At 41.0% G+C, this 24,800-nt stretch carries 28 protein-coding genes; 13 read left to right on the forward strand and 15 right to left on the reverse strand.

The window, feature by feature from the left end; translation table 11 throughout:
- Nucleotide 1 precedes the first annotated feature (1 nt).
- Nucleotides 2-1,297, forward strand: a complete 1,296-nt coding sequence (locus NPUN_RS23820; RefSeq protein WP_012411030.1) for a chloride channel protein — start codon at nucleotides 2-4, stop codon at nucleotides 1,295-1,297.
- A gap of 168 nt (nucleotides 1,298-1,465) precedes the next feature.
- Here NPUN_RS23820 and NPUN_RS23825 read toward each other — a convergent pair whose 3' ends face one another.
- Entirely contained in the window at nucleotides 1,466-1,918 is a 453-nt protein-coding gene (locus tag NPUN_RS23825) for a DUF2214 family protein (RefSeq protein WP_012411031.1), read from the reverse strand.
- Between the two features lie 250 nt (nucleotides 1,919-2,168).
- Here NPUN_RS23825 and NPUN_RS23830 point away from each other — a divergent pair, with 250 nt between their 5' ends.
- On the forward strand, nucleotides 2,169-2,432 hold the full coding sequence (locus NPUN_RS23830; protein WP_012411032.1) for a hypothetical protein: 264 nt from the start codon (nucleotides 2,169-2,171) through the stop codon (nucleotides 2,430-2,432).
- A gap of 31 nt (nucleotides 2,433-2,463) precedes the next feature.
- Here NPUN_RS23830 and NPUN_RS23835 read toward each other — a convergent pair whose 3' ends face one another.
- Together NPUN_RS23835 and NPUN_RS23840 are read right to left on the reverse strand one after the other, a co-directional pair.
- A complete protein-coding gene (locus tag NPUN_RS23835; protein WP_041566385.1) occupies nucleotides 2,464-3,402 on the reverse strand; it encodes an ABC transporter permease in 939 nt (312 codons plus the stop codon).
- 76 nt (nucleotides 3,403-3,478) lie between these two features.
- Nucleotides 3,479-4,531, reverse strand: a complete 1,053-nt coding sequence (locus NPUN_RS23840; RefSeq protein ID WP_012411034.1) for an ABC transporter permease — start codon at nucleotides 4,529-4,531, stop codon at nucleotides 3,479-3,481.
- A gap of 83 nt (nucleotides 4,532-4,614) precedes the next feature.
- Between NPUN_RS23840 and NPUN_RS23845 the strand changes: the two genes are divergently transcribed.
- Nucleotides 4,615-5,846 (forward strand): ISAzo13-like element ISNpu10 family transposase gene (locus tag NPUN_RS23845; protein ID WP_086000586.1). Its coding sequence is split into 2 segments (ribosomal slippage): nucleotides 4,615-5,194 and nucleotides 5,194-5,846, totalling 1,233 coding nucleotides; the frame shifts between segments, so codons are not numbered across the junction.
- A gap of 203 nt (nucleotides 5,847-6,049) precedes the next feature.
- Here NPUN_RS23845 and NPUN_RS23850 read toward each other — a convergent pair.
- From NPUN_RS23850 to NPUN_RS44230, 5 genes are all read right to left on the reverse strand, one after another.
- A complete protein-coding gene (locus NPUN_RS23850; RefSeq protein ID WP_012411035.1) occupies nucleotides 6,050-6,676 on the reverse strand; it encodes a Uma2 family endonuclease in 627 nt (208 codons plus the stop codon).
- A 164-nt stretch (nucleotides 6,677-6,840) separates the two neighbouring features.
- The gene (locus NPUN_RS23855) at nucleotides 6,841-8,307 is read right to left on the reverse strand and encodes an ABC transporter ATP-binding protein (RefSeq protein ID WP_012411036.1); all 1,467 of its coding nucleotides are present in this window, start codon (nucleotides 8,305-8,307) and stop codon (nucleotides 6,841-6,843) included.
- Nucleotides 8,308-8,475: 168 nt separating this feature from the next.
- On the reverse strand, nucleotides 8,476-9,534 hold the full coding sequence (locus NPUN_RS23860) for a BMP family protein (protein WP_012411037.1): 1,059 nt from the start codon (nucleotides 9,532-9,534) through the stop codon (nucleotides 8,476-8,478).
- 253 nt (nucleotides 9,535-9,787) lie between these two features.
- Nucleotides 9,788-10,393 carry a hypothetical protein gene (locus NPUN_RS23865; RefSeq protein ID WP_012411038.1) on the reverse strand — a complete coding sequence of 202 codons (606 nt, stop codon included), beginning with the start codon at nucleotides 10,391-10,393 and terminating at the stop codon, nucleotides 9,788-9,790.
- Nucleotides 10,394-10,678: 285 nt separating this feature from the next.
- Nucleotides 10,679-10,807, reverse strand: coding sequence for a hypothetical protein (locus NPUN_RS44230; RefSeq protein ID WP_272913932.1), 129 nt, complete (start codon nucleotides 10,805-10,807; stop codon nucleotides 10,679-10,681).
- Nucleotides 10,808-10,824: 17 nt separating this feature from the next.
- Between NPUN_RS44230 and NPUN_RS44235 the strand changes: the two genes are divergently transcribed.
- From NPUN_RS44235 to NPUN_RS23890, 5 genes are all read left to right on the forward strand, one after another.
- Nucleotides 10,825-10,959: a hypothetical protein gene (locus tag NPUN_RS44235; protein ID WP_272913933.1), complete on the forward strand. Its 135-nt coding sequence runs from the start codon at nucleotides 10,825-10,827 to the stop codon at nucleotides 10,957-10,959.
- A gap of 98 nt (nucleotides 10,960-11,057) precedes the next feature.
- The gene (locus tag NPUN_RS37870; RefSeq protein WP_012411039.1) at nucleotides 11,058-12,647 is read left to right on the forward strand and encodes an McrB family protein; all 1,590 of its coding nucleotides are present in this window, start codon (nucleotides 11,058-11,060) and stop codon (nucleotides 12,645-12,647) included.
- On the forward strand, nucleotides 12,638-13,615 hold the full coding sequence (locus tag NPUN_RS23880; RefSeq protein ID WP_041566389.1) for an McrC family protein: 978 nt from the start codon (nucleotides 12,638-12,640) through the stop codon (nucleotides 13,613-13,615). The genes NPUN_RS37870 and NPUN_RS23880 overlap by 10 nt, the downstream gene beginning before the upstream one ends.
- Nucleotides 13,616-13,660: 45 nt before the next feature.
- Nucleotides 13,661-14,557: a transposase gene (locus NPUN_RS23885; protein ID WP_234710972.1), complete on the forward strand. Its 897-nt coding sequence runs from the start codon at nucleotides 13,661-13,663 to the stop codon at nucleotides 14,555-14,557.
- Nucleotides 14,558-14,660: 103 nt separating this feature from the next.
- Nucleotides 14,661-14,846, forward strand: coding sequence for a hypothetical protein (locus NPUN_RS23890; protein ID WP_041565590.1), 186 nt, complete (start codon nucleotides 14,661-14,663; stop codon nucleotides 14,844-14,846).
- A gap of 176 nt (nucleotides 14,847-15,022) precedes the next feature.
- On the opposite strand, the gene NPUN_RS23895 is transcribed toward NPUN_RS23890, so the two are convergent.
- A complete protein-coding gene (locus NPUN_RS23895; RefSeq protein ID WP_012411040.1) occupies nucleotides 15,023-16,306 on the reverse strand; it encodes an FGGY-family carbohydrate kinase in 1,284 nt (427 codons plus the stop codon).
- A 200-nt stretch (nucleotides 16,307-16,506) separates the two neighbouring features.
- Between NPUN_RS23895 and psaM the strand changes: the two genes are divergently transcribed.
- Nucleotides 16,507-16,596: a photosystem I reaction center subunit XII gene (psaM, locus tag NPUN_RS23900; protein WP_040630342.1), complete on the forward strand. Its 90-nt coding sequence runs from the start codon at nucleotides 16,507-16,509 to the stop codon at nucleotides 16,594-16,596.
- 253 nt (nucleotides 16,597-16,849) lie between these two features.
- Nucleotides 16,850-17,260, forward strand: a complete 411-nt coding sequence (locus tag NPUN_RS23905; protein WP_012411042.1) for a slr1601 family putative cell division protein — start codon at nucleotides 16,850-16,852, stop codon at nucleotides 17,258-17,260.
- A 313-nt stretch (nucleotides 17,261-17,573) separates the two neighbouring features.
- Here NPUN_RS23905 and NPUN_RS23910 read toward each other — a convergent pair whose 3' ends face one another.
- On the reverse strand, nucleotides 17,574-18,299 hold the full coding sequence (locus tag NPUN_RS23910; RefSeq protein WP_012411043.1) for a tetratricopeptide repeat protein: 726 nt from the start codon (nucleotides 18,297-18,299) through the stop codon (nucleotides 17,574-17,576).
- 765 nt (nucleotides 18,300-19,064) lie between these two features.
- Between NPUN_RS23910 and NPUN_RS23915 the strand changes: the two genes are divergently transcribed.
- On the forward strand, nucleotides 19,065-19,529 hold the full coding sequence (locus tag NPUN_RS23915) for a hypothetical protein (protein ID WP_012411044.1): 465 nt from the start codon (nucleotides 19,065-19,067) through the stop codon (nucleotides 19,527-19,529).
- Between the two features lie 6 nt (nucleotides 19,530-19,535).
- Nucleotides 19,536-20,093 carry a glutathione S-transferase family protein gene (locus NPUN_RS23920; protein ID WP_012411045.1) on the forward strand — a complete coding sequence of 186 codons (558 nt, stop codon included), beginning with the start codon at nucleotides 19,536-19,538 and terminating at the stop codon, nucleotides 20,091-20,093.
- A 92-nt stretch (nucleotides 20,094-20,185) separates the two neighbouring features.
- Here NPUN_RS23920 and NPUN_RS23925 read toward each other — a convergent pair whose 3' ends face one another.
- The 4 genes from NPUN_RS23925 to NPUN_RS23940 all read right to left on the reverse strand — a co-directional run bounded on the left by NPUN_RS23925 (nucleotide 20,186) and on the right by NPUN_RS23940 (nucleotide 22,578).
- A complete protein-coding gene (locus NPUN_RS23925; protein WP_012411046.1) occupies nucleotides 20,186-20,677 on the reverse strand; it encodes a YajQ family cyclic di-GMP-binding protein in 492 nt (163 codons plus the stop codon).
- A gap of 282 nt (nucleotides 20,678-20,959) precedes the next feature.
- Nucleotides 20,960-21,358 carry an MAPEG family protein gene (locus tag NPUN_RS23930; RefSeq protein WP_012411047.1) on the reverse strand — a complete coding sequence of 133 codons (399 nt, stop codon included), beginning with the start codon at nucleotides 21,356-21,358 and terminating at the stop codon, nucleotides 20,960-20,962.
- An 86-nt stretch (nucleotides 21,359-21,444) separates the two neighbouring features.
- On the reverse strand, nucleotides 21,445-21,948 hold the full coding sequence (locus NPUN_RS23935) for a hypothetical protein (protein ID WP_041565591.1): 504 nt from the start codon (nucleotides 21,946-21,948) through the stop codon (nucleotides 21,445-21,447).
- A gap of 81 nt (nucleotides 21,949-22,029) precedes the next feature.
- On the reverse strand, nucleotides 22,030-22,578 hold the full coding sequence (locus tag NPUN_RS23940; protein ID WP_012411049.1) for a PadR family transcriptional regulator: 549 nt from the start codon (nucleotides 22,576-22,578) through the stop codon (nucleotides 22,030-22,032).
- 95 nt (nucleotides 22,579-22,673) lie between these two features.
- Here NPUN_RS23940 and NPUN_RS23945 point away from each other — a divergent pair, with 95 nt between their 5' ends.
- Nucleotides 22,674-23,192 carry a DUF4188 domain-containing protein gene (locus tag NPUN_RS23945; protein WP_012411050.1) on the forward strand — a complete coding sequence of 173 codons (519 nt, stop codon included), beginning with the start codon at nucleotides 22,674-22,676 and terminating at the stop codon, nucleotides 23,190-23,192.
- 41 nt (nucleotides 23,193-23,233) lie between these two features.
- On the opposite strand, the gene NPUN_RS23950 is transcribed toward NPUN_RS23945, so the two are convergent.
- Entirely contained in the window at nucleotides 23,234-24,328 is a 1,095-nt protein-coding gene (locus NPUN_RS23950) for a phosphotransacetylase family protein (protein WP_012411051.1), read from the reverse strand.
- Between the last annotated feature and the right edge of the window lie 472 nt (nucleotides 24,329-24,800).

The following is a 24,800-nucleotide window of genomic DNA, read 5'->3' on the forward strand; positions in this document are numbered from 1 at the left end:
AGTGTTACCAAAAAAGACCACCGCTAGCAATCAAACTCAACGCTGGACATTTGCTCAACTTTTTGGACTGGTAAAACGTAATCCCCTGATGATTTCGCAGTGGGTGATACTCTGGGTAGCTGTAGGTACTGCTGGTGGTCTATTCGCTGCGTTTTACTGGAATGTTTTAGAATTTTTAACTCACTATCTGCAACGATTTGAAGGTTTTAGCCTCCTGATAGTGATGCCACTGGCTGGTTTAGTTATCGGGCTGGTGATTCATTTTCTAGGAAATCCCGGTGAAATCGCCGTAATTGTTGATAATATCCATTTTCGTGGCGGACGCTTAGATGTTCGCAAAAATCCTTCAATGATTCTTGCTTCTCTAATCAGCATATCGGCAGGCGGTAGTGCTGGGCCAGAAGCGCCACTAGTACAAGTAACAGGTTCTTTTGGTACTTGGGTTGCCGATCGCTTAAAACTCCAGGGTGAAGACCTTAGAACTTTGAGTTTAGCGGCGATGGCGGCTGGTTTTACAGCTTTGTTTGGCGCACCTCTTGGCGGTGCCATGTTCGCGTTGGAAATTTTGCACCATGAGCATATTGTGGAATATTACGAAGCTTTGATGCCAGCCATTGTTTCAAGTTGCGCTAGTTATCTGGTATTTGCAGCAATTACACATTTGGGAATTGCACCCACCTGGCATTTTCCCCAGTACCACCTAGAAAAAATTGATGATTTTGCGATCGCGATCGTATTCGGAATCATTGGCGCGGTGGCGGGATGGATTTTTATGAGCATTTTTCGGGGCTGCGATTACTTGTTTGCTCGAATTCCGGGCCCCATTTATGTACGCACAACATTAGCAGGGTTTGGGCTTGGCACTTTAGCAGTTTTATTACCCCTAACCCGTTATTTTGGACATGAAGAATTAGAGCCAGTCCTCACTACTAGCTTTGGTGCTATTTTTCTCTTAACTCTTGCTCTTGGTAAAATGGCAGCCATTAGCATTACGGTAACAGGTGGGTGGCGCGGTGGATTTATCATCCCCCTGTTTTTCACTGGTGCTTGTATTGGTAAAGCAGTAGCAGTCTTAATTCCGGGGCTTAATCCCGCCCTGGCTATGATTTGTACAATGGCGGCTGTGAATGCAGCCATAACGCGCACACCTATAAGTACAACTCTGCTGCTGTCAAAACTGACTAACTTGAGTCCTTTTACACCAATCCTTTTTGCCAGTTTAATTGGATTTTTTCTCTCTCCCAAAGTTCCTCTGATTGCATCTCAACTGAAGTCCCGCAGAGAAGCTACTGAATGAAAGGCTAGCTAGGGTACTGTGTTAATTTACGTACAATTCTGCAAAAGTGCGATCGCCTTTTCATTTTCCTCGTAAACGCCTGATTTTCAGGATGGCGATCGCTTCTTGTGTATAACTTTCACTCTTTTGTTTACCAAAACTGTATTACTGACCGAAGAGTAATTTCGCCTATGTACCTATTCCTCTTGCCATTATTGCTGCCAATAACGGAATTAAGGTAAAACCAACCAATTCAATTCTAATTAGCCAGATGAGACGATTTAGTTTTAGTAATTCTAGCTTGGGTGCTTGTCCCTGTTGCAGACTTTTCAACCAACCAATGCAAGAAATAGTGGGATAGAGAGATAGCAAACCCACCACGATGAAAACCACAACTTTGGCATAAAAAACTGGGTTACTCAAATAGTAATCCGTGCCTTTACCAAAGTAGATAACACGTAAAATGCCTGTGACAAGAACGACAGTTGCTGATATACCATATACTGCATCAGCTATGACAATCTTCCAAGCTTCATTTAAACTCAATTCTTTTTTTAAATTCAATGCTTCTGATACCAGAGCGCCAAAACACAACATAAAGCTTAAATAATGTAAGTACGCAACTATGGCACTTATCCGCATATTATTTTTAATTTTTGCTAGTTTACTGTTTTGATATTGCTTTTGATGCGGAAACTTTCACCATCAAGCTCAAACTAGCACTAAGACAACTAGCTAAAAAGTGACCAATAATTCAGATTTTCATTGACTACGAATCCACAATCATTAACAGGGGTTGTTACTTCATTCCCTGGTGATTCCAGCTTCGAATTGCAAAAATTGGCTGGTATCGGCTTTGTTGTGGCCAACGTTAAAAAGTTTGATGGTGTAGATGGATATAGGAATAATTGAGTCTTACAGCAACGGGTTTTTAGAAATTGTACCAGAGAGCGATTATTGGCAGATTGTAGCTATACACATCAATGGCCACGCCTACTGCCCTACTCCTCGGCTTTATCGTTCAGAAAAAGTGGCATTGGCAAAAGCTGCACAAATTTATGATTGGCTAGCCGATCGCGAAGGAGAAATTAGTGATCGAGTTTACTACTGTTCTGAATTGAAACTCATCTTATGGCAGCAAACTAAACTATCTTAATTATCCTTGCGATCCAGAATTTCACTTTAAATTAGTCCGAGTGGCGATTTTCTCCAAAGTAGGGAGTACCTAAAGCTTTAGGAGGTGTAGATTTTCCCGCTAATCCTACTAATGCCAATAAAGCGATCGCATAAGGTAGCATGACTAAAAATTGGTAAGGGATATTTGCCCCTAATGCCTGAATTCGCAGTTGTAAAGCTTCTGTAGCCCCAAACAGCAAACAAGCCAAAGCACTACCTACAGGATGCCATCTGCCAAAAATTAATGCTGCGATCGCAATAAATCCTTTACCAGCACTCATCCCCTCGGCAAAAAATCTTACCTGTACCAGAGTTAGATAAGCACCTCCTAAACTCGCAAGACAGCCACTAACTACCACTGCAATATAACGGACAAATGTTACTGAAATTCCAGCCGTGTCAGCAGCTTTCGGAGATTCTCCCACTCCTCGTAATGTCAATCCAAAGCTAGTTTTAAATAAAATGTATGTAGTGAAAATAACTAAGATAAATAATAAATATACTAAAAAATCCTGCTGAAATAGTAGCGGCCCGATCAGAGGAATATTGGCTAAACCAGGAATCATAATTGTCCCAATTCCAGGTAACTGCTGCGTACTACTGCCACTAAACACTAACCGCGCCAAAAACGATGTTAAGCCAGCTGCGACGAGATTAATTGCTAGCCCAGATACCAATTGATCGACACGCAAAGTTACACATAAAAAAGCATGGAGTAATCCGACTAATCCCCCTGCAATTAAGGACGCAAGGATACCAAGCCAGGGATTGCCTATGTAGAAAGTCGCAGCAGCACTAGTGAAAGCGCCTGTAAGCAACATTCCTTCTAAAGCGATATTTAACACCCCAGATCGTTCCGAGTACAATCCTCCAAGGGCTGCAAATGCTAAGGGGACGGCTAGACGTAAAGTAGCTATTAAGTAATCAGAGAAGAAGTTTAGATTATTCATGGAGTTATTTTTTAACGCAGAGGAACGCATGAGGGAAGCGCAAAGTATCGCAGAGTTTTCTCCGTGTTCCTCTGCGTTAAACCTTTGCGCCCCTTTGCGTTTTTACTCTTATTTCTCTTTCGACTGCGAAACTGATAGCAATAAATAACACCATAAACCCCTGAATTACGTAAACCACAGTTATCGGCACACCTGCACTACGCTGCATCACATTTGCACCACTGCGAAGCGCTGCGAAAAACAAAGAAGTTAAAACTACACCGACAACACTACCACGACTTAAAAAAGCGATCGCAATGGCATCAAATCCATAACCTGGTGAAACTTGTTCAAATAGCCGATATTTCAACCCCATCACCTCACAACTTCCAGCCAACCCAGCTAAACCACCCGCAGAAGCCATCACCAGCATAATGGTACGTTCAACAGATATATGGGCATAACGGGCGGCAATCGGGTTAAATCCCACTGCCGTAATTTGATAACCTAGAGGCGATCGCACTAACAATACCCATAAAATAGCTGCGGCAATTAAAGCTAATAAAATCCCAGCATGGGCGAGGCTTTGCGGTAAGATAATCGGCAAACGCGATGTTTTAGCAATTAATGGTGAATAAGGACTAGGCGCACCTGTTGCCATTAATGGATTTTGGACGAGGTAGCTAACTAAATTCACTGCGATATAGTTGAGCAACAATGTAGTAATTACCTCATTCACTCCGCGTATAGCTTTGAGATAACCAGGAATCCAACCCCAAACTGCACCAAAGAAAAATCCTGCCAAAAGTGCTAAGGGGATATGAATCAGCGCAGGTAATCCTTGCACATATAACCCAATTAAAGTACTTCCCAACGCACCCAGATAAATTTGTCCTTCACCACCGACATTAAATTGCCCAGCCCGCAACGCCACTAATACGCCTAAACTAGCGAACAATAGCGGTGTCATTTTGGTGAGGGTGTTACCAAATCCAAAGTAGGTAGAGAGAGATTCTTGAAATAAGATGCTATATGCGGTGATGGGATTTGCCCCAGCAATTAGCATGAGGATAGCACCGACGATGAGCGCGGAGGCGATCGCAATGAGCGGTGATAGTAGGGGTAGCAATCGATTAATTAGTGTCAGCACGAGTCTAAGGCATCATGTGGAAATAACTTGAACAATTTGCTGAATGGTAAGATGATCAGAATGTAACCGAATTAAAGGCTTATATGTCTGATAAGCAGGTAGTAGAAAGCATTCAAGACAAGTACGATTCGTTATCGCCTTATTTGAATGAGAAAACACGGCGTATTTGGGCAGCAATTGAAGCCCGAAGCCTGGGCTGGGGAGGCGTGAGTCAGGTTGCGCTCGCAACTGGACTATCCCGGACTACAATCCATGCTGGGATACGGTTATTGTTAGACGCTTCGGGGGAAAAAACCTCGAATGATGATAGTAATCGAATTCGTTCGTCAGGTGCTGGACGTAAACTACTTGAAGAAAAAGACGCAATGCTGCTATCAGATTTAGAATCGCTGATTGAACCAGTGACACTGGGAGACCCAGAATCTCCTCTAAAATGGACTTCTAAAAGTGTTGTGAAACTGGCTGCGGCATTAAACATTGGGGGACATAGGACTAGTCCTAAAAGTGTTTATAACTTACTTGAATCGCTTGGCTACAGCTTACAATCAAATCGTAAAACCCGTGATGGCTCATCTCATCCAGATAGAGATGATCAGTTTTTACATATTTCCAACCAAGTCTTGCACTTTCAATCCCAGAACGAACCCGTAATTTCAGTTGATACAAAAAAAAAGAATTAATTGGAGATTTTAAAAATTCTGGAACCGAGTGGTGTGAAAAGGAACAGCCAATTGAGGTGAAAATGCATGATTTTGTTGACCCCAAGTTGGGCAAGGCAATTCCCTACGGAATTTATGACTTAACCTCAAATCAAGGATGGGTAAATGTTGGCATTGACCACGATACCGCAGAGTTTGCAGTCGAGTCTATTCGTCATTGGTGGTACTCAATGGGTAAACAAGTTTATCCCAGCAGTGAGCATATAATGATTACGGCTGATTGCGGTGGTAGCAATAGTTATCGCTCACGATTGTGGAAATTGAAGTTACAAGAATTAGCAACTGATACTGGTAAAACTATTCATGTGTGTCATTTTCCTCCAGGCACAAGTAAATGGAATAAGATTGAGCATCGCTTGTTTTGTCACATTACCCAAAACTGGCGAGGCAGACCATTAACTAGCTTGCAAGTTGTGATTAATCTAATTCGCAATACTACCACCACACAAGGATTAGAAGTTGAAGCTAGATTAGATCCAAATCTCTACAAAACGGGAATCAAGGTTACAGACCAAGAGCTTGATACTATCGCAATCGAACGAAATTCTTTTCATGGTGAGTGGAACTATATTATCAAACCCAAAGTAGTCAGTTAATTGTTCAATTTATTTTTACATAACTCCTAACCCAATAGAACGCTTGCACTGAGACATAACTGGGAACATAGAAAATCGCATTTTGAAACTTCCCTAAAGCGATCGCCTTCTCTGCATTTCTCAATGTTATAAGTGTAAGTTCCGAAGTCAGGCAACTTAATCAAATATGGCTTGCCATCTCCTAAAATTAATTTAAGTCAACTTTATGTGGTAGTGTTTCCAGCTTGAAAAATCTGCTCGGCGGTTAAATTCAATTCCGGGAAAGTAGGTGAGATAATGCGATCACTCCCACGGAACTGTCTGACTTGGTATTCGCCCTCAACTAGTGAATAAATCGATATTGTAGGCTCTTTGGAATTGCCAATGAACGATTTGCCTGCCAGAGCTAGGTAATCTACAATCCAATACTCTAGAATACCAACTTCTTCATACACACCACGCTTAGTATAATAGTCAGTACGCCAATTGGTACTAACTACCTCAATCACCAGAGGAATTGATGCGGACTGAGTAACAGTAGATTCCTTTTTCCACAAAGGTTCATTTACGAGATTGGAGCGATTGATTATTAATACATCTGGAGAATAACCGGATTCATTTTCAGGTGGTTTTACGAGTGCTGTTTTTGGTATGAAGTAAGGAAGTTTAAGCCGGTCATATTCGATTGGAATTTTTGTAGCTAAAAATCCTGTGATCTCTTCATGATCGCCCAATGGTTGTGTCATTTCTACAATTACTCCATCATGCAGTTCATATCGCCCCCCGTCAGGTTTCCACTGTACAAATTCTTCAAAGGTTACTAGCTTGGTTTTAGGTAAAGCTTGAGTCATAGAGTCACCTTTATGAATTTTTTCTGTTTTTAGTGTTGTTGCTAATATAACCTGAGTTCGGAATAAGCTGAAACCTTGATTCTGGCGTTAGTTTTGAAAGCCAGAAACCCTTATTATCTTGTCTAAGCCATTAAGATTAAGTCCTTAACCCGAACTGAGGTTAATTAATTAATTCCCCCAGCCATCAACAAACCAATTTCTTCCACCTTCGCCGTAGCTGCATCCAAAATAGCCACAAACTCACCTCTGTAGATTACGGCAATGCGATCGCTCATCGCCATCACTTCTTCTAACTCAGTGGAAATATACAAAATTGCCGCACCGCGATCGCGTTCTGTTAAGATTCGAGACTGGACGGCTATTGTCGCCCCCACATCTAACCCCCTTGTGGGTTGCATAGCGATAATTAAAGCTGGTGTTAGCGCCAGTTCTCGCGCTAACACCACTTTTTGTTGATTTCCTCCCGAAAGCTGACTTACCAAGATATCTTTCCCACTCGCCCGAATGTCAAACTCTTGCATTGCAGCTTGGGCACGATTAGCGATCGCTTCTTGTTGTAACAAAAAACGGCGACAAAATGGCAGATATTTAAAAGCTTTTAAAATCAAGTTTTGGGCGATACTAAATTGCAACACCAATCCCATTGTCTGCCTATCTTCTGGGATGTAGCCTACTGAGGAATGTTTAGGCGTAAACTCAATTTTACCCTGCTTAATAGTCCGCACAAAAGCGATGGCATCAGCTAATTCTCGCTGTCCATTGCCATCGACACCAGCAATTCCTAAAATTTCTCCCGCCCGCAGTTCAAAAGATACATTATTCACAGCAAGAATATTTCTTTCATCAGCAACTTGCAAATTTTGCACCGATAAAATGATTTCTCCTGGTAATGTAGGACTTTTATTTAACTGTAAAGCTACTTCCCGTCCTACCATTAATGTTGCTAACTGCTGAGATGTCGCCGCTTCAGTTGATGTTGTTGCTACTACCTTTCCCTGGCGCAAAACTGTGACTGAATCACAGAGATTCATTACCTCTTCTAATTTATGACTGATAAAAATGATTGTATTGCCCGCAGAGGCCAATTGGCGCAAGATAGCAATTAATGATTCTACTTCTGGCGGTGTCAAAACTGCTGTAGGTTCATCAAGAATCAACAATTTTGCTTGACGGTAGAGAACTTTGAGAATTTCTACCCGTTGTTGTGCCCCAACAGATAAATTTTCAACTTTGGCAGTAGGGTCAATTTCTAATCCATAAGCTTGGGATAAGGCGGCGATTTTTTGCTGTTTATCTTCTAGATTTAGCCGCCAAGTTTTCTCTATCCCTAAGATGATATTTTCTGTGACAGTCAATTTCGGTATAAGCATGAAGTGTTGGTAAATCATGCCAATGCCTAATTTTATTGCCTCATTTGGTGAAGTAATTTTGATGGGTTGTTCTTGGAGATAAATTTCACCAGCATCAGGTTGATAGAGTCCACTAATAATATTCATTAAAGTACTCTTCCCTGCCCCATTTTCGCCTAGTATTGCATGAATGCTTCCAGATGCCACAGAGAGATTTATATTGTCGTTAGCAATAAAAGACCCAAAGCGTTTAGTAATATTGTTTAAGCGTAAATAGTTCATATTCACAAAACTGATAGCTTGTAGTGAAGATTTGCGTCAATTTTACCCCACCCTAACCCTCCCCTTAGAAAGGGAAGGGAACAAGATTTCTTATTTCCCCCCTTTCTAAGGGGGGATTAAGGGGGGGAATTTGATTACGAAAGTTTTTAAGATATCTATATGCTCAACCTATGTTGTTGCTTTCTTCACACAGCGGGTATCCTTACCAGCCTCTTTGCAGTCTTCAAAAACGATTTTTTTATTAACAATCTCTTGTTTTGCATTCAATACCTTTTGCTTTACTGCTTCCGGTATGATTGCTCCGAATTTCCCTAAAAATAATATATCTGGTCTTTCTAAACCAATTGTATATATTTGCCCTTTGATTTGTTTTTGTTTGGCTAATTCTGCTATGTAAGCTATGGCTAAATCTAAGCGTTTGACAGCGCTGGTTAAGACAGCTTTTGGTGCAACATCTAATTGATCTTTGGTATTACCAAAAGCATATACTCCTTTTTCACCTGCTGTTTGTAAGACTGCGGCTGAAGCATTATCTAACCATTGATAGATGACATCAGCACCGGAAGAAACTAAGGCAAGAGTTGCTTCCTTAGCTTTGGCAACATCATCCCAATCACCTGTAAAAGTAGAAGTAATTTTGATATTTGGTTTAACAGACTTTGCCCCTAATTCAAATCCCCGCAGTTCTCCCTCGGTAGCGGGAAACTTCTCTCCAGCAATATAAGCTAATTTATTAGATTTAGTGAGAGAAGCACCGATAACACCACACAAATAACTAGCTTGTAGGTGATCTATTCGTAAAGAAGCAATATTCTCACCCTTGAGATTACCATTTACTCCCACAAAAAATGTGTTGGGGAACTGTGAAGCGACTTGTTCAATTGCGGCATCAAATTGTCCGCCATGCGCGAAGATCAGATTGTAGCCTTTACGAGCAAAATCTGTTAATACTTCTGTTTGATCTGCTTGTGCTACCTTTTCTACATAGGCGGTTTCTGCACCTAGCTTTTGTTTTGCTAGATTGATTCCTTCATAACCAGATTGATTCCAGCCTTTGTCGGTAATCGTACCAGGGAGAGCGATCGCTATTTTAAACCCTTCAGTACCACCTGTTGTTGTCGCTGTTGGTGTCGTCGGCTTATTACTGCAAGCTTGTACCACTAAGCTGGTAGCAAACGCGGCTGAACTAAACAAGATAAATTCACGCCGACTAAAGTTTGTTGTCATACCTCGCCTTCAGATAAATAGTTATTTGAGTTATTTCAACACTCTAAAGTCGTAAGTGGTATTTTGGAAGCAATTTCTCCCGAATTTCTAAATTCAGCAAAATTACAGCATTATCTTGACTGTTTAGAGACAGCAGTAATTTATACAATAAATTTCTATTTTCCTTGAGTACCAGTAATTCATACTGTAACTTTAAGAAGTCGTGATTATGATTCTGATTGATTGGCTGATAATTTACTGTGGAAAATATTTTTTATAATTCACTATCCGTAAAGGAAACTATGGATGGTAAAAATCTTTGATGAGATGGAGAAAATTCTAATCTTGCTGCACAATCATCTATTTGTGATACTTCTAATTCAATTGTTTGTTCATTTTCTTCATCAAAAACCAATTGAATTTGATAATTTGTCCAAAATTGTTCGCCTAGTTCATCTTCTAAAGCTAAAAGTAGTTCTTCTTCATCACCCCATATATTCGACCAAAGGACTATTCTATTAGCCCGAAAATGATTTTGACCTGTTGTATCTCCAATTACAAAATATGCTTCGACCCTTAAATTAAATTCTAAATCATCGACCTCTGCATCTGTGATATTACAGTTAACTATTATTAAGCTATCTGGGTTAACGTTTACTAACTCCTCTTGACGTTTTAATAATTCTTCAAATACGAAATTCGGCAATAACTGGGAACTCTCTTCAAGTACTTGCTTTTGAGTTTCTGGTGAATAACGAGTTTTTAATTCTTGGGTGATTAAATTTAAAATATCTTTACTTGCTACATTGGCAACTATCTTTTTATTTGCAGGGTTAAGGAAGCATCCTTGATTAAGCTCAATGCGCTTTTTTATTGTCATAGTTCTCTAAAGTACTTTTACTGCGATCGTATCATCTATAAATCAAATTAAAATTTGGTCGCATCATTTTAAGAAGTGCCGCAGCTTGTTTGATTAAAGCATTAGCATCAAAGCTATAGCCGACACAGGCATAAACCCCACCTTGTAGAACTTGTCTGATTGCTTCCTAAGTAAGTAAACCACTGGCGACATTTAGATCCAATACTAAGTAAGTGATAACATTGTAATTGAGCGAAAGTGAAAATGCGATCGCGCACAGATGCTAGTTATGTTGCGATTTGGTATTTATAACGTTGGGTTGATGGTTACTAAAAGAATACTATGGTATTTTCCTGGTGCTATGGGAGCCAATACATAAACACGCATTAAACCGCCATCTGTTGTTAACTCGACATTGCACTTAGTGATTTGCACTTTTTTGACTCCGTGTTATGCTTGCTGTCATTAGAGCAGCCTACTGTCGCCAGGCATTTATCCGCATTTACAAAATACCCGAACTTTTTACAGCATCTGTTTACTTTCAATCCACAAATTGGTGTTTTTGTCCCATCAGTGCGATCGGTTAATATGCATAGTGAAAGTTTGTTACGATTATCTTAATATTTAATAAATAAGTATTAAATATTATAAAATAAGTAATTTGGCTATTTAGATCATCCATGATATGAATCAAAAAAATATTCTTACTTGGGGTGATGTAGCTTACGCTTCCCGAATTGCGACTGGAGGCTCAAAGCAGGAATGGGAGGCTTTAGAACTGATTTGGCAAGCATGGGAAATAATAATCTACACCGGACTTGCAACTTATTCTAATAAACGTGAGCTTTTGCTAGTAGTTATAAGATTTTTTGCTATTGTAAGTTTTTACCTGGAATTTTTTAATGATTATTATTGGGAATACTATATTAATAATTACAGTAGAGAGTGGCTTAAAGGTATTCACATAATTCCCGATTACAATGAATATATAATCGACTGTGTAAATGGTTTATGCTGTCCTATACTGCCAAAATCCGAACCAAATAATCTACTTTTGTACTTTGTCGAGAATGCTTTACAGCAAGTAATGCAAGTACCGATGGATAGCCTAAATAGTGACTCAATGATATTTAAATCTGTATGGGAAATTAGTCACCAGCAGTTTCAATTAGATGGAGATATATATGAGTTGCAGAGAAGAGAAGCTGAACTAATTAGTGAGAGTATATTTTTGGATAAGATCATAAACTTAGCCGAAATACATGAGAATTATAATCAAAACAATGAATTTATTAGAGATGAAGCTGCAATCATAGAAATATTTTTTGACGAAGATAATACAGACTTAGAATGGATGAAATGCACAAATCATATAGATTTTCAAAAATCTCAAGAAGTTATAGATGCTACTAATAAATTTATAGCTTTTTTTTCCTGTTATCAAATAAAGCCTAACTTTTCTCTGAAGCATTGTTCTGAAATAATTGGGTTTAATGAAACAGATTTAAAACGGTGGATACGTACAATTAATCGCAAAAAACAAATAATTTTAAGCGGTTCACCTGGAACAGGAAAAACCTTTATTGCTAAACACCTTGCAGAACATTTAATAGGTGGTAGTGATGGCTTCTCAGAACTTCTGCAATTTCACCCCACATACTCTTATGAAGACTTTATTCAAGGTATACGTCCTCAAAGCCAAGATGGACAATTAACATACCCTTTGGTTCCAGGCCGTTTTCTAAAATTCTGCAAAGAAGCAGAGTACCATCAAGGAACTTGCGTTTTAATTATCGATGAAATAAACCGTGCTAATCTCGCACAAGTTTTTGGCGAACTAATGTACTTACTTGAGTACCGAAATAGAGAAATTCCACTAGCTGGTGGTAACACCTTTCGCATTCCAGAAAATGTCCGCATTATTGGCACGATGAATACAGCAGATAGGTCTATTGCCAATATAGATCATGCGCTACGCCGCCGCTTTGCATTTATCGAACTTCGTCCAAATTATGATGTCCTGCGACGTTATCACCAAAAAAGAGGTTTTGCAGTAGAAGGATTAATTAATATTTTACAGCAATTAAATCAGGCGATTGCAGATAAAAATTACGAAATTGGTATTTCATTCTTCTTAACAGACAACCTACGTGAAGATATGGATGATATATGGCCTATGGAAATTGAACCATATTTAGAAGAGTACTTTTTTAATCAGCTAGCAAAAGTAGATGAGTTTCGCTGGGATAAAATAAAAGATAAACTATGGATATAAACCCAGCACAACCAAGAATTATTGAACTTACAGAATACGAAAATAAATCATTTCAACGTACCGAAATACCCGATTCAGCAGGAGTTGAGTTATATGAAAAATACAAAACCCAAGTAGATATAGAATTTCCTACCTATAAAACGAGAGAACATTGGAAACTCCAAGCAAAAGGATGGGTAGGTTACATTCCTGTAACTCATAAATTGCATATAAAAATAAATCCAAAAGTGCCGCTCCAAAACCTCTTCGGAATGCTGGAATATGCCTACAATTTTAAAGGTTTCCGCTTTCTCGAAGGTATGATGGATTGTAAATCCTTAGAGAATTTTTATAATAATCTGGCTCATATATTAGCCGATAAAGTTTTAGAGCGATGCCGCAAAGGATTATATCGTACTTACTTGCCCAAAACACAGCAGCTTTCTTTTGTACGGGGAAGGCTAGATGTGCAACAGCTAATTCAAAAGCCGTGGAATGTTAAACTTAAATGCGATTACGAAGAACATACGGCTGATATTAAAGAAAATCAAATCCTGGCATGGACACTTTATATCATTGGTCGTAGCAGCTTATGTTCAGAGAGAGTATCACCAACAGTACGAAAAGCCTATCATGCCCTACAAGGATTAGTAACGCTGCAACCTTGTAGCACAGAAGATTGTATTTTCAGACAGTATAATCGCCTTAATCCTGACTATGAACTATTACATAATTTATGTCGATTCTTTTTAGAAAATAGTAGCCCCAGTCATGAGAGAGGAAATTACAAAACTCTACCTTTTCTCGTCGATATGGCACATTTATATGAACTTTTTGTTGCAGAATGGCTTAATAAAAACATACCACAAGGCTATTTTATTAAACAGCAACATCCAATAGAAATTAGTCAGAATCGGCATTTCAGTATAGATATATTACTGTGTGATACCGATACTGGCAAAACAATAGCAGTTTTGGATACAAAGTAGACTTGTCGGGAAATAAGAGAGAATAGACAGCAGTGGTAGGGAAGAATGATGCTGAATATTGAAGGTGCGCTGAAGCAAGACCGACTGTTGAGGGCATTAACTGGGTTGAACCGGAAAGCATTTGATGCCCTTTTGCCCACGTTTACCACGATGTACCTAGATACTCAACAGGCCAAGCCTCGTCAACGTGGCCTGGGTGGAGGACGCAAAGCCCGCTTACTTACAGCCCAAGACAAATTGTTTTTCATCCTTTTCTATTTCAAATGTTATCCGACCTTCGATGTGGCGGGACTGCTCTTTGATATGCATCGCTCCCAGGCACATGAGTGGATGCATCGATTGCAGCCAATATTAGAAGCGGCTTTGGGACAGAAGATGGCGCTGCCGGAACGCCATCTCGAAAGCATTGAAGCATTTTTGTCACGCTTTCCAGGAGTGCAACGAGTGATGATTGATGGGACAGAACGCCCAATTGCGCGACCTCAAGAAAGAGAACAACAACAACAGAATTACTCCGGTAAAAAGAAACGTCATACGCATAAACACTTGGCGGCAGTTGATGAAACCAAACGGGTCTTGATCTTAAGCAAAGCACGAGAAGGCAAACTGCATGACAAACGTTTTCATGACGAAGATGACATTGCAGGTAGTGTGCCTGATGAAATTCCGATTGAAGTAGACTCGGGCTTTCAGGGATTACAGAAGCAGTATGACAATCTCCATCTTCCTCACAAAAAGCCCAAAGGGGGCAAGTTAAGTGACCTTCAAAAAACGGAGAATCGTCAATTGAGTCAATCCCGTGTAGTTTGCGAAAATGCCTTTGCTGGTGTGAAGCGCTACAACGCCGCCAGTGTCATTTATCGTAATCGGATTGAAAACTTTGATGACCATTTGATGCTGACCGCAGCAGGATTATGGAACTTCTACTTGATGGCTGCTTAAGAGAATCCCAATTACAAGACCAGCATTGCCTCACTTATCTTTTATTTCCCGACAACTCTAGTATAAAGCTCCTGAACAGGCAGGAAATACAGATATTTATCAAATGATCAGCTACGCCAACACAACAAAATGCGAACAAGCCTTTTTGATATACCCTAAAGACTTGACACACCCACTAAATATTAAAAGCGATCAAATCCGAGTCCGCAGCCTCACCTTTTCCCTAGATGATAATCTCGATCGCACAGGTCAAACCTTCTTAAAAAACCTTTTTCTCCTAATCCCTTAAAACTCACACCAATAAATTAGTAAAGGGGATAGATGACATTCGCTTGTGGCGAAGCACCCATCCCCGAATAGCTGCCCAGATCATAAACCTGGAATCTATAGTCCGGTATCTAATCATCCCAGTATCGTTCGAGATATGTCGATTGTCACTGGGATAGATACTGATTTAGAACATATCTACGAAAAGATAGTTACACAATTACTGTTTTTCACCCCTTCCATACCCAACAGCGCCGTTCCGTAAGCAGCTTCTGTATACACTGAAGCTACTACAGGAATCTGTAAATAACGCGCCCTAATCGCAGTCCAAGTATCATTAGCCGCGCCACCGCCAGCAGTATAAACACGACTTAACTTGTCTGCTCCCATTTGCTGTAATAATTCATACCCTCGTGCTTCTATGCGTGTAATACCTTCTAACAACCCATGCAAGAATTCCACTGGATTATCTGGGCGTGGTTCCAAACGTGGGGCTAAATTAGGATCGTTAATTGGAAAACGATCGCCTGCCTTCAACAACGGATAATAATCTAACTCCCTGGCAATTGAAGCATCAATCTCCCGACTAAGGCTTTCTAACTCAGCGTTGGTGAAAAATTGCTTAAGTACTGCACCTCCAGTATTAGAAGCACCACCAGTCAGCCACAAATCACCTAGCCTATGGCTGTAAATTCCATATCTGGCATCTTCTACACGGGTACGACTTAATAACTTTAGTACCAATGTTGAACCAAGGGAAGTCACGGCTTCACCAGGTAATTTTGCACCACTGGCTAAAAAAGCCGCAATACTATCAGTTGTACCTGCACATACAAGACAATCACGGCTAAAACCAAACTTATCCATAATTTCAGGACGCAATTCGGCAATGGGAGTCCCAGGAGTTAAAACGTGGGGTAGCTGAATCGGTATTTGCAGTTTTTCTAGCCATTCTGGGTATTTCAACTCTTCCACGTCATAACCCAGCTTTAAAGCATTATGATAATCGCTAATTCCTAACTGTCCATGTAGGAGAAACCCCAGCCAATCTGCCTGATGCAGAAAATATCTCGCTTCACTAAAAGAGGGTAATTGCCTCATCCACAAAAGTTTGGCTAGGCTGGAGGTGGCACTTAACACGGTATGATTAGGGGGTGCTATACTCCTCAAATGCTCTAGCAGCAATGATCCCCGCGCATCGTTATACATCAGTGGCGCGTCTGTTGGATTACCAGCAGCATCAACTAGTAAGACGGTGGAAGAAGTACCATTAATTGCGATCGCTTTAATTTTTCGCCGCAATTGGTCAGGTATTTGTTCCAGCAGTACAAACAAAGCCTCCTGCCAAATTTTTGGCGTAATGGTGGCTGTTGAGTCTTGGAAGGGATATCTCACCTCAGCCTGAATACAATAGGCTTCCTCGTCAATTACCACGCCGCGTGCGCCAGATGTACCGAAGTCGATACCCAAATACAAATTCATAATTTTTATAAATTTTTTTAATAGAGAATAAATAAGGACTACTGATTAATAACTGCTTTTGTTGCATCTTGTAACAAGATATTCCACAATTCTGGCAAAACAAGGAAAAGTAGTAAACGAACTGTTCAAAATCTATTCAGGTTAGGAGGTTTTCAGCCATGCCTATCTTAGATACTCTGTACATCGCTCAGATATCTTCCATCTCGGACACTCAAGTCTACATCGCTCTAGTTGTAGCGCTGATTCCAGGAGTTCTAGCTTGGCGATTAGCCACAGAACTTTACAAATAAGGCTACGATGTGACACAGTTAAAAAGCTAATAATCCTGGCAGTACGGGGTGCAATTTCCTTTCTTCTTTTGGCTTTATGCCATCAGTAGCTAGGAAACTAGCACTTACGTAAGCCAGGTTATTTTTTAACTGGTGAGACACTTGTAGCTATTTCAAAAAAATGAAGTAATATGACAGCTAAATCAAGCAGTAATTATCGCCAGAGGGCTTTTACAGTGCTTCCCTTCACTAAGCGAGGTTATCTTTTAGCATCATGAACGCGATTCAACCCTCCAGACCACCGTCACAACCTATACAAAAACGCCGGGTCATTCCTCGACCAAAGCGGCATCTTCGTCAACGTTCTTACCAGGTGATGGCACTAGAAAGCACAGCCAAGATAGCGGTTAATCTTGTAGTTACAGCCGTTGCAGCATCTGCTTTAGCACAACTTTTGCCTCATCATTGGTTACAGCAAGAAAAGTTGCGAGAAATTAATACTGAAGTCAAGTTGATGGAAGTACACGTCGATAGTTTACAGGTGGAATTTAGCCGTAACTTCGATCCTCAGCAAACTAAAAGAATTATGCAACAACAAGGATTCAGATTTGCTCCCAATCAGCGTCGGGTCGTGTTGATGAATAAGGATCTTAGAGAAGATGAACAAACAGAGTCATCACCTTAAGCTAAATGGCGTATTTAGGATTATTTAGGTTTATTGTGATTTTGGCTACGTAAAAACCGGGTGCTAATTTATATTATTGCTAATAAATAATGGTTAATAGCTGATGTTTGAATAGCTATGTAGTTATCATCTATTAGTAAAATCTATTCAAAATTTAATCAATTATTTTGAATTTTGAATTCCCAGTAAGTCGGCGTAAACAATCATCCTTGGGATCAGTTAGGGGACAAGGAGCAGTAAAAAAAGGGTTTGAGCCTTATTTACTTTTCTTCACGCAATTTGGTTTTATTGTGCCGACTTACTTAGAACTAATCTACCAAATAGGATGCTCAGGAGATAACAAATCGTTTAGCCAATTTTCGATTTGTAAACGCAAGGCAGAACCAGTAAAGTCCCTAGTTGTTTCGAGAACAGGCAATTGGGTAAGGGCACGACGATAATCAGCGATCGCACAATTCCAGTCACCCCAAAGATGGTAAGTTCTGCCGCGTTCAGCCCAGATATGACCTTCTAGTTGACCGAAAAGCTGTGCTAACTCAAAATTCTCAATTGCCTCCTCGTATCGCCCCAATTCACGCCAGGTAATGCCTCGGTTAATCCACGCCCGAACATAGCCAGGATTCAAATCAATGGCTCGATCGTAGTCGGCAAGTGCTGTTGCTAATTCTCCACAAGCTGCATAGTAATTTGCCCGGTTATTATAAGCACTAGCCAAATAGGGATTGAGTTTCAGGGCGGTGTTATAGTCGTAAAGCGCTTTTTGCCTTTCACCACTTTGGAAATAAATTAGCCCCCGATTGTTGTAATCAATGGCATTGTACGGTTGGCGGTAAATTAGTTGACTTAAAAGTGCGATCGCCTCAGTATAGTTACCTTCTTGAGCCGACTTCAAAGCAAAAGAGCGTAGGTAGTTATTCCCTAAAGTAGATGCACTGCGATCGTTCCTCCTCTGCTCTCGGACTTTACTTGTATTATTTAAAACATATTTATATTGCTTGTTTTGCTGGTCATCGTCAGCTAGAAATGAGTGAATATTCATCTTTCCCTGCCTGAAATCCCTGCTTTGTAAAATTAAATTTTAGTTTTTGGTCGGTAGTGGTTTTACCACTGTGTCTATTTTTAAAGTATTTAGGGTTACAAAAAAGCCATCTAAAGAGAGAACTTTACCTAGCCGCACCAGAAAAATATATGTCCTAAATAAACAATTGCTCCTCAAACCTAATGATGGATACTTGATCCCAAAGGTCAATTCCAGAAATAGAAACAGCATTTAGGCAAAAAATAGCCCAAACCCTGATTCTCCGGTAGGAGCAATTCCAATACGATTCAGTTCTAGTTTTTAGCCTTAACCCAAGCGTATTGAGGGCAATTCATGTAGACGCATTCGCGGAGCATCTCGTAGAGAAGCGTCTTCTTACAGGGTATTGCCCCTACCGCGTGTAGTTTTGCGTAAGTCCTAAGCAGATGTCAATCTCAAAGACTGGTCAAGTAGTGAGAGCGACAAATTGGTAGAATGCCAACAAGCCATTCTTTTAGAGATGAGAGAGGGTAGAGGGACAGAGAAAGATGAGGAAGCAGAAGAGGCAGAGGGGCAGAGGGGCATGGGGCATAGAGAAGAGACAAGGGAGACAAGGAAGAAGGGGGAGACAAGGAAGAGGCTTGTTCAATAATTTCCCCTTATCCTCCTTGTCCCCCTCGTCCCCTAATCCTTTCCTGCTCCCCTGCTCCCTGCCCCCATTCTCCATTCCCCATTCCCAATGCCCCAGAATCTAGATTTAATTTTTAAGTTTTGAGAAATTTTCTGATGACAACTGCAATTTCCTATCCCAATGCCCCTGATTTAGCAACCGATGACTACATTGTTCTCGGCTTGGCAACCTGCTTCGTCAAAGAAGATGGAGAAGTTTATCAAATCGAAGTCATAGAACCTATTCCCTCTGCGGCTTTGGAAGCGCTTTTAAAGGGCATTCCTACCTCCTATAAGCTGGCTCATGCAACAACTTTGGGATCTGTTTTGGATGGCGATTCACAATTCTTGCCGGATGGTTTCCCAGAGTCGGCTCAGTTTGGAGAGGAATTTGTGCCGCGAGTATTTGCAGCAGCTCGTACATACAAGCGCCGTGAATCTGCAAAATCCCTAATTCCATTAGGCACAAACTACAGTGAATTTAAGTATTCAATTGAGCGCAAACGGGTGCTAAATGCCGCTAGGGTTGTAACAAAAGAAGATAACGTTAAACAGCATTCTCACACTCACAAAGTTCTTTAAGTAATTATGCTCAAACTTTACGGTGGCGCTCGTAGTCGAGCCTCAATTGTTCAATGGTATTTAGAGGAAATACAAGTTCCTTACGAATTCGTCAAACTCGATATGCAGGCGGGTGAACACCTCAAGCCTGAATATTTGGCAATTAACCCAGTTGGTAAAGTTCCAGCAATTATTGATGGGGATTTTCAGCTTTGGGAATCTGGAGCAATTTTGCTGTATCTTGCTGAGAAGTACGGTAAAACCCCACCTTCACTAGAGGAACGTGCTGTATTTTCCCAATGGGTATTGTTTGCCAATGCTACCCTTGGACCAGGAATTTTTGTAGAAGCAAGTCGGGAGCGGGAAATGCCCCGCTTGTTGACTCCGTTAAATGAAATTTTCAGTAAGCAACCTTTTTTGCTTGGCGATGAGTTCACTGTTGCTGATGTAGCAGTGGGATCTATTCTGAGTTACATTCCCGTCATGCTGAAGCTAGACCTCAGTTCTTACCCATCCGTGTTGAACTATATAAAGCAGTTATCTGAGCGTCCAGCATTTCAAAAAAGTATTGGCGGACGAGCTTAAAATAATTAGTAATGACGCTCCTGCGTCGCTAACGCTGCGCTAACGTAATTCGTAATTCGTAATTGAATTTTTAACTACGAATTACGAATCTTTTAACGATAATTTGTAAATTGCAAAGCAACTGGGTAGTCTTCTTGTTTTAGTCGCTGCATGACTACTTGTAAGTCATCTTTAGATTTGGCAGAAACCCGCACAGCATCACCTTGGATTGAGGCTTGTACTTTTTTGAATTCGTCCCGAATCAATTTGGAAATTTGCTTGGCGATTTCTTGACTGATGCCTTTTTTGAGTTTGATTTCTTGACGGACGCGATTACCGCTAGCTGATTCAACTTTGCCAAAATCAAAGATTTTCTGGGAGAGGTTACGCTTGGCGGCTTTTTCTCGCAGGATGGTATGTACAGAATCTAAGGTAAACTCGCTGTCAGTACTAACATTAATGCTTTCTTCGACCAACTCGACAGTAGTTTCAGTGTCTTTAAGGTCGTAACGACCTTTGATGTCTCGTATAACTTGATCGACGGCGTTAACTAACTCTTGTCGGTCAAAGTCGCTCACAATGTCAAAGGAAAATGTAGAAGCCATAAAACATTTTAGATTTTAGATTTTGGACTTCGACTTCGCTCAGTCGAACAATTTTAGATTGGGTATTGCAAAGAGGCAGACGGGCATTGGGCATGGAGAAGAGACAAGGGAGACAAGGAAGAGGGGGGAGACAAGGAAGAGACTTATTCAATAATTTCCCTTTGTCCTCCTTGTCCCCCTCGTCCCCTAATCCTTTCCTGCTACCCATTCCCCATACTTCTCTAACGAGAGGCTACGCCAACGACTGCGCTCAGTACAAGTTCCCCATTCCCCAGTCCCCACTTAATTAGTAGCTTGGATGATGCTCAAGAAGATGAGAGTGGTAGAGCCAAGCATACCAATGGCAAACATGAGCGATCGCAAAGGGGGTATATTCAAAATATAAAAAATCGAGTATAGGAAACGAGCCACCACAAAGGCGATCGCAGCTACTTGGGCTGTAAAAGAATTTACACCACTTACATAAGCCATCAATGCTGCTGCGGCAAATACCATAAAGGCTTCAAAGGTATTCTGATGTGCCCAGGTAGCTCGTTGAGCATAAGGCGGCAGTTTATCAAACATGGCGCGAGGAGTAGCAAGCATTTCCTTGCCAATACGCACACGGGCATAAGCTACTACCAAAAATGGCAGGTAAATTAGAACGACAGCAGCAGCGATCGAATACAAAAAAATTATCATTACTTATTGTTGTTGGTTATTAGTCATTAGTCATCAGTCATTGGTCATGAGTCAAATACAAATGACAAAAGACAAATGACAAATGACTAATCAAAGTAGAAAAGCGTTACCACTTTTCTTTGTTCTTCTGCATCTTGACAAGTTTGCAACAGGGTGCGGCTGTCGTGAAACGCAAAACAGATCAGTTGCTGGCAACGGGAGACAATCTCCTTGTTGCACAGGTAACTAGCTTCAGCAAGGGACAGATTATCATTACTGGGATTTTCCACTAAATGCATTACCTGTTCTAGTTGCTGGCGCGACTCCAAAGGCTGACGTTCCAGGCTTTGAGGTAAAATCACCGTCAACAAATTTGCATCAGCCCGCGTTGCTCCCTTGATGGCCGCTGAGTTTGTACCTGTAGCACCAGAAGTAATGATGCGATTACCCGATAAAACTAGGGCATAAGTCATCATTTCAATAAGATTCTGGTGCGTAATCGGAACGTGACGAGAACCCAACAAGGCGATTCTTTTAGAACCCGTTTGCTGGATGGTCGCCAGTTCTTGCGCTAATGTGTCTAGGTTAATAAGGTCTGTTGATTGGCTCAAAGATAGACATAATCCGATTAAACGACCCAGATATTTTACCAAACAGCGTGTAGATGCGAGGAAAACTTGAGTTAGACATTGCTACAATTTTTCGACTGTTTGGTTCAATAACTCCATTGCTTGATTACACCAGGCTAGCCAATTTGTTTCATAAGTAATGCCATTTAAGAGAGTCAAATACTGAAATTTGGCTGCTTCTGGTAATTCTTGCAAGTCATTAAAGTAATGCTGCTCTAAATCTCTGTACGTAGACAATTTTTCTAGATGGGCTTTTTGGTGATGTTCTAGCTCTGCCAAGATAATCTTGTTAGAAACAATATGACCAGCAAAAATTTTTACCAGTAAATCATCTTTAATCGGTGTGGGTTCACAAGGTTGAGCAATCCACTCTTTGAGGTGCTGTTGTCCTAAGTCTGTAACGCTGTAGAGCCTTTTATCTGGCCGTCCTGCTTGGAGAATTGTCTCAGAACTGATCCATTCTTGATCTTCTAGCTTCGATAACTCCCGATAAATCTGCTGGTGACTTGCCGACCAGAAAAAACCTACAGAGCCATCGAATCGTTTTGCTAAATCATACCCACTACAGGGTGCCTCAACCAGAGCCGCTAATATTGCGTGCGCTAATGCCATAATTTTTAATTCCCTACTTGACTTATGCAACTAATTGCATAATAATATCGTTATGCAATTAGTTGCATAATAACTCAAGCAACAAGGAGCCAGAGATGCCTCAAGTAAGACCGGGACGATTTACAGCCGAGATTGATGAACCCTTTATTGTGTTTCTGATTGGGATGCGAGTTAATAAATTATTCGCTTTTTCCAAATGGGTTCCCACGGCGAGGGCAATGTCGCCCATGCTACAAAGCCTTAATCAGAATCCTGAAAAAGGTTTTTTAGGAGGAGAAACTTTTGTTTACTGGCGAGGGGTAGGATTGATTCAGTATTGGCGATCGTTCGAAGATTTGGAGCGTTTTGCTAGAAATCCAGCCGATGCACATTTAAAAGCTTGGCAAAAGTTTAATCAAGCCATTGGTGCTGATGGCAGTGTTGGCATTTGGCACGAAACTTATTTAATAGAACCGGGAAGATATAAGGCCATTTACGGGAATATGCCTGTCTTTGGATTAGCTGCTGCAACTAAGCACGTCCCAGCTATGGGGCGGAAGGAAACAGCACGCCGTCCCCTGGGAGGTGACGGCGAACCAGCTGTACCCTCAGCAGTAATACAGCTGGCTAACTGATAACTGAGCATTGGCGCTCTTAATTGTTCACGTTGATGAATCTAAGACAATGCCGCTGCCGGAGTTAAACCAAGTTTAGATAACAAGCGGTCAATGTCAAAATGCTCAGACATTAACTGGCGAATGCACTGAACCTTAATCGGCTCATGGAGACGGACTTGCCCAAAAGTACGGTTAACAATTTCTACAGTGGTGAGAGTGTCTAAGTCAACAGATAAAATGGGGATTTCTAGTTCTTCAGCACGACTGAGAATGAATGGCGGCGGTGGTAGTTGCCCGGTGAGAATTAAACATTGGGTAGAAGTTTCCAAAGCCGCTTGCTGAATTTCTACGCGATCGCCTCCTGTCACCACTGCCATATTTCGGCGTTTACGGAAATACTTGACAGCAGAGTTGACATTCATTGCTCCAATTGCCAGACTTTCCACCAACAAATCCATGCGATCGTTGCGACAAAGAACATCAGCCTTTAACTGCTTCACGAGTTCGCCAACACTAATACTGCGGAGCAAATCGCTACTCGGCAGCATAGCTAGTACGGGAATCCCTTGCTGTTCCAAAAACGGACGTAAGAGAGTGTTAACCGCTTCTAGTTGGGTGACAGGGATATCATTGATCACAACTCCCATCAAGCGATCGCCCACACGCCCTTTAGCAGCCAATAGCGCCTCAACCGAAAGCAACGATTTATAGCGGCTTACCAACAGCACACCAGCATCCAGTACTTCAGCCATTTGCAGCAAAGACAAGTCAAACAAATTGCCTTCGGAAAAATCACCAGGCCCCTCTAGTAACACCAAATCTCCTTGGGACTTATGCAAATATTGCTGTACTAGAGACTGCTGATAATCGGTTTTGTCTTCCCCTCGTAAGCGCTTTTGCACATTGAGTTCATCCAAAGCCAGCATTGTAGGTGCGACACGGTTTTCCGGCAAATTGAGGCTAAGAGCGATGAATTGGACATCTTCCTCAATTACGGTTCCACTAGACGAATTTAGACACGTACCAAGCGGTTTACCGTAGGTAATATCCAGTCCTTTTTGCTGTAGCTGATGAGACAAACCCAGAACAGTTGCAGATTTACCGCTGTAAGTCTCGGTTGATCCAATCAGCAAATATTTAGGGGATTTTGGCACACATGCACTCCTAATTTCAAAATTCAGAAGAACCCAGCTAGGTGTTTCCTAATTCTAGTTCCTTCTGGCAAAAGCCTTTCGCTCTCACAAATTAAGGTTTCCCATAATTATCTTCTAAATAAGCAGGGTAAGCAGACTCGTTATCACTGGACTATGGGCTTTTTGAGTCAGAATGAATTCTGTCTGTTTATAGGACTTACGCAAAATTACACGCGCGGTAGGGCCAATACCCTGCTGGTACTCTGGAGAATTCATAGGGTATCTGCTTCTCTACGAGACGCTGACGCTCCTAACGTCGCTACCGCTTCACTAATGCGAATGCGTCTATATGAATTGCCCTAAGAAAAAAATCTTTCTTTTTGGCTCAGATTTTGCGTAAGTTCGATGATAAATATATTTTTTAATTACTTTTCTCAGGAAATACTTCTAAGTGTAGATGGCTGGGTGATAGGGAAAGGGATAATGCTGAAAG

The sequence above is a fragment of the Nostoc punctiforme PCC 73102 genome, assembly GCF_000020025.1.
Taxonomy (GTDB): domain Bacteria; phylum Cyanobacteriota; class Cyanobacteriia; order Cyanobacteriales; family Nostocaceae; genus Nostoc; species Nostoc punctiforme.